Here is a 5655-nt window from a genome sequence, read left to right as displayed (position 1 = left end):
GGAAAGCCGAACTCGCTTAGGACGGCTGCTTCGGCGGGGCTGACGGTGACGATTTCCTGGCAGAAATGGCCGTGCTTGAACTCGCGGGCCATGGCCTCGCCGAGATTGAAGGGCCGGTTTTCGCGCCGGGCCTGCAATTCCTCGCGCAGCGAGAAGATCGCCTCCGTATCGAGGACGATGCTCGTCTTGTTCGGGTTCAGCTTGAGCTCTTCCAGGTACCCGTGCAGAAAATTCAGGTTGTGGGCCCGGCAGATCCAGATGCAGTCGAAATAAGTCTTCCTGTCGTTGATGAACTTGTTGAAGTCATGATGATTGAGGTCGTGAATGATTTCGACAGTGTCGGGAAAGTCCGCATAGATTTCGGCGAGCGGCGCCGCTGTTCCGTGCACCGGGAAGACCGTGACCTGATAGCCCATTCCGGCCATCACGCGGATGAGGTCGTTGCTGCGCACCGCCCCCGCCCCCAGGCTGCGCAGGGGGATATAATCCTCGATATAGAGGATCTTGGGCTGGGTCCTGCCGGCAAAACGCGCCTCCAGCAGGGCTTCCGGCGTGTTGGCAAAACGATGCTTGAGGGCCTGCAGGTGTTTGGCGTGGAAGGCCTTCTGGTTCTTGTGCATCAGCCCGAACGCCGCGCCCGAATCGCGCGAGCTGCCATATTCGTAGTGATAGACCACCGCATTGGGGTCGTAGACGACGCGGTAGCCTTCCTGCCACACCTGCAGGCACAGGTCCGCGTCCTCGTAATAGGCGGGGGCGAATTGCGGGTCGAAGCCGCCGATGCGGGCGACCAGATCGGCGCGCGCCATCAGGAAGACCCCGGAGACGAAATCGACGTCGCGCACGAAATTGGCTTCCGGGCTGAGCGGGGCCCAGTCCCGCATATAGCCGTTGGTCTTGCCGTCCCGCCAGATGATGCAGCCGGCCTCCTGCAGCTTTTCATTGGTGCGGATCACCTTGGCGCCGACCACGCCGATCTTGGGATCGCTCTCCAGCCGCGCCAGGGCGGCGGCGACCGCCCCGGTGGACAGCCTGACATCATTGTTCAGGAACAGGATGGCGGGGGCGTTCGCATGCAGCAGCGCGCTGTTGCAGGCGTGAATGAAGCCGATATTGGTCTCGAAGCGCAGATGGACCATGCCCCTGACATAGCGCTGGATCTGCCTGACCTCGTCGCTCGAGCCGGAGTCGACCAGGATGAGCTGGATGGTGCCGGCGTAATTGTCGCGCAGCGAGGCCAGCGTCATCAGGGTCATGGCCAGGTGGTTGTGCACCACCACAATGACGCAGACCTGCGCCGGGCCCTGGAGGGTGAAGTCGATCGGCCGGCGCGCATGCTGGGGCGCCATGTTCTCGGCATGGCTGAGGAACAGGGCGCGGGCCTGCTTCTCCGGCACGTCGATGGGGGCGCCGGTCGGCGCGAAGGCCAGCCCCTTCAGGAGGCCGACGGTGAGGAGATGGGCGAAGGGCTCGACGACCTTGGCCAGTTCGGCATTGACCACCACGCTGGAGCGGCGGGCCCAGTAATATTGCAGATTGATGAAGCTGGTGGGGTTGCGCAGTTCGTGCTGGCCATAGCGCAGGAAATGCAGATAGGCGTTGCGGAACCACTTGCCCCGGCCGATGACCTTTTCGATGTCGCTGTAGCGTTCGATGTAGAAGCGCTCGCGGAAATATTCGAGCGGGTCGAAGGCCGACGGCTCCGGGTTCGACAGATAGTGGTGCAGCGCGCTCTTGAACCGCCGCTCGGCGACGGCCTGCTCGACCTCGGGATAGTGCAGGAAATACCAGGCGGCATCGAAATAGGGCGTGGTGGGAACATCGCCCCCGTCTTCCTCGATCCAGGTGAGATAATGCTGGAAGGCGCCCATGCCGTCCGGGACGGGATGGCCGGCGGTGTCGGCCATGTGCCGGCGATAGATCTGGGGCGAGAACAACAGATGGGCCTGCCTTCCTTCCTGGGCGCCCCGCTTCAGATAATGGTCGTAGAGATTGGCAAAGCCTCCCTTGGCCAGGGCGGCATCGGTCAGATCCTTGTGGAGCTGGCGGTAGAAGCCCGGTTCGAACAGCCAGTGCGCCGGGCGCTCGTCTCGCCCGCTCAAACAATAGTGCTCGAAACCGCAGGCGACCCGTCCCTCGGCGACCGCCTGGGCGACCTGTTCGTGCTCGCCGACATAGAAAGCCTCGTCGAAGTACCGGTTGGGCGAATGCCCGAGCCTCGCGCCCTGGCTGAGATAGAAGGCCAGCGGATCCGCTTCCCCGGCGGCCATGGGATAGGTCCGCCGGTACCAGTCCGGATCGAACCGGCCCCATAGCGGCCCGCCGCCCTCCGCCGTTCCCCTGAGCGTGTCCAGAACCACCCCTTCCAACGCCTTCCACTCCCCCTATGCCCGGCGGCGTTCGAGAAGACCCGCCCGCAGAACGCAATTCCTACACTTCCTGCTTGCTGCCTGCCCTGTCGCTGCCGAAGTCGGCAAAGAAGGTCTTGCGCTTGCCCTTCAGCCAGTCGCGGTCTTCCTGGCTGGCATCCTCGTCCTCCACGAAGTCGCCGGTCATGAAGTAGGGCCAGGGCTGCTGTTCGGGCGGGCGCCTGAGGATGTCGCGATAGATCGCGATCAGGTCGCGCGCCTGGTCCGCGGCGGTGCGGGGCTTGACCGCCAGGGCCGGCGGCGAATCCAGATAGCGCTCGGGCGAAGCGTCGATCTCCTCGAGCGTGCTCAACAAGGGTTCGATGCTGGCCACGTCCAGCACCCAGCCATTGACGCCATGCTCGATGCCTTCCCCGATCGCCCCGCGGTCGGAGGCGATCACCCACAGGCCCGCGGCCGTGGCCTCGCGCGAGACCAGGCCGAAGCTTTCGGGCCAGACCGAGGGCACCAGCAGCACGTCCTGCTGGGCGTAGAGCGTGTGCATGTCTTCCTGCTTGGTCTTGCCCACGAAGCGCACCCGCGTCTCGCCCCAGCGCGTTTCCAGCACCGGGCCCCCGAAGCGCTGATGATCGACGATCGTCAGTTCCAGATTGGCAAAGCGCCCCTGCTTGAAGGCGGCCTGCACGAGATGGAAGCCCTTGTGGTGGGTCTCGCCGCTGACCTGGACCAGGCGCACCTTGCCATTGGCGGAGCGGGTCTTGCGCACCCGCTCCATCGCCGGCACGCCATTGGGCACCGACCGCGTCGCCGGGTAGCCGGAGCGATGCATGATCTGCGTGAACGCATCCGAGACCCCCAGGATGGCGGCGGAGCGTTCGAGCAGGAGGCGCAGGCGCCGCCGCCGCTCGAGCGAGCGCCCGATCGACTTGCCGAAGGGCGGCCTGGAGGGCAGCGCCTCCTCCGGCTCGACCGGCGCCCCGGTGACATCGGTCAGGAAATTGTAGTCGGAGACCCACCAGCCGTCATGGATGGTGTTGATATAGGGCACGCCCGCCCGGATGCAGGTGGTCATCAGCGAGGCGCTCCCGCGCTGCGGCGAATGGATATGCACCAGATCGGGCCGCCAGAACTCCAGCACGCGGGCAAACAGCCGCCCGTAGCGCTCGTTGAAGGGACGCCACTCCTGGATGTCCTCGATCGGGGAATTGGCCCGGAAGACCGGGATCCCCTTATAGTTCTCGACCTTGAGCTGATAGGGCTTGCGGTTGTCATTGTCCGACGTCATCACCGCAAAATCGCATTCGGTGGCGAAGTTCGAGCCGATGAAGCTGTCGATATTGTCCCGGATGACCCGGGTCGAGCCGCCGATGGTCTGCGGCGGGAAGAAGATGTTGAAGAACAGGATGCGCTTCTTGCGCCGGGAGACCTGCAGCCGGGTGTCGCTGCGGTTGAAGGCCGGCGCCAGCAGTTCCTTGAACCGCTCGCCATTGCGCTCCAGACTGTAGACGCTCACGGCCTTGGCGCGCGCCGCCTCGGCCATGGCCCGGCGGCGCTCGGGCGAGCGGATCAGGCTCTCCAGCGCCGCCTCCCACTCCTCGGGCGTGCGCGCCAGAAAGGCGTCGACGCCGTCTTCGAGCACTTCCTCGTAGCGGTGGGTGGCGCTGACCACCGAGGGCACGTTGAAGGCGGCCGCCTCCAGCCATTTGATCTCGCTCTTGCCGTTGGTGGTCGGCCCCGGCACGAGCACGGCCATGTTGATGTCCGCCTCGGCCAGCAAGGACCAATAGGACTGCACGTCCCGGGTCCATTCGAGCTGGGTGATGCGCTCGCGCACCGCGTCGAAACGCCCGTCGAGCGACAGATAGCCCACCACCATCAGGCGCACATTGGCGTGGCGCTCCATCAGGTTCAGCAGCGGCCCGCCCACCAGGTCGAGAAAGTCGGCATTGTGCGCCTTGGTGCCCGAGCCGTAGAACAGCACGACATCCTCGTTGCGGCGCACGCGCGGGATGGCCTGCCGGAAATGGTCGGCGTCATGGCTGTCGATGCCGTTGGGCAGCACGAAGCAGCGCCCGGTGCGCACCAGCTTCTCCATATAGCCGGCGAGCAGGGTGGTGGAGGCGATGCCGTAGTCGCACATGGCCAGCGCCGCCCGGAACAGGGGCACCCCCATCTGCAGCGAATGATAGAAGTTCTTGCTGACCGAGGCACCATAGGTCTCGATCGGCTCGGGATAATGGGTGGCGTCGAAGATCAGGTCGTCGATGTCGTAATAGCTGGGAATGCCGAGCGCCCGGCAGATCGAGATCGCCCGGATGTTCGAAGGCAGGGCCGGCAGGCGATAGAAGATGGCGGCGCTGGCCCCCGGCATGGCGGTGATGAAGTCGTCCACCTCCGCCTGGGTGTAGACCTCCAGCGTGAGGCCGGCCACCTTGGCGATCTCGATCTTCTGGGTCACGCGATAATGCGTGCATTGCCGCAGATCCACATTGGCCAGCATGACGATACGCTGATCGGGCGTGGCCGGCAGCGGCGGGCCGGGCGGATCGAAGGTGTTCCACCAGCCGGCGATGTCGGCGACCACCTTGGTCATGACATCGTCCGCCTCCTGGCGGCGCTCCCGGGCATAGAGCTCCTCGGCCGCCATCCAGGCTTCGCGGAACGCGGCCTCGATGGTCTGGCGCAGCGCCTCGCGCCAGCGGATGTCGCCGCCGGAGGCCGTCCGGGTCTGGAGCAGCACCTCCACCGCCTGCTCCGGCTCGCGCAGCTTCAGGGCGGCCTCGATGGCCTTGACCGCGGTCTGCACATGAATCGAGCCGGCGTCGATCGCCTGGCGATAGAGCGGCAGCGCCTCCTGCCAGTTCTCCCGCGCGGCCAGGCAATCGGCCCAGCGCTCCCGGTCCGCCGGGCCGAGCGGGCTCTTGCGGTCGACAAAGGCATAGAGGCTGGCCGCACGCTCGGGATTGCGCGCCTTCAACGCCCCCGCCAGCGCCAGCAGGAAGTCCGGCCCGCCGCTCGGCCCGAGCGGAATCTCATGGGCCGGGATCGCGTCGTTGACGATGAGGTGATAGAGCAGGTCCCAGCGGTGCCTGGGCGTCACGCCGGGCCGGTTGCCATAGGCCCGCCAGTCGAACCCGGCCGGATATTCGAGCAGGCCCAGCCCATGCAGCCTGAGATGCTCGGCCGCATTGCCGGGCACCTTGGCCTTCAGGCCCGTGAACAGCCAGTATTTGTAGAGTTCGACCCGATCCTTGCCGGCCTGGGCCGGATTGGCGTCGGCAAAATA

General features: G+C 65.6%; 2 protein-coding genes. Both read right to left on the bottom strand.

Annotated features, from left to right (window positions below; genetic code table 11):
- A partial coding sequence (locus C5L14_RS29850) for a glycosyltransferase family 2 protein (RefSeq protein WP_245443662.1) occupies nt 1-2360 on the bottom strand: 2360 nt, incomplete at its 3' end.
- 70 nt (nt 2361-2430) lie between these two features.
- Nucleotides 2431-5655: glycosyltransferase (locus tag C5L14_RS29845; protein WP_105865697.1), on the bottom strand; the 3225-nt coding region annotated here is incomplete at its 5' end.

The organism is Labrys okinawensis, assembly GCF_002982075.1.
GTDB classification, from domain to species: domain Bacteria; phylum Pseudomonadota; class Alphaproteobacteria; order Rhizobiales; family Labraceae; genus Labrys; species Labrys okinawensis_A.
The sequence above is the reverse complement of the archived record's forward strand: the minus strand, read 5'-3'. Positions and strand labels throughout refer to the sequence as shown.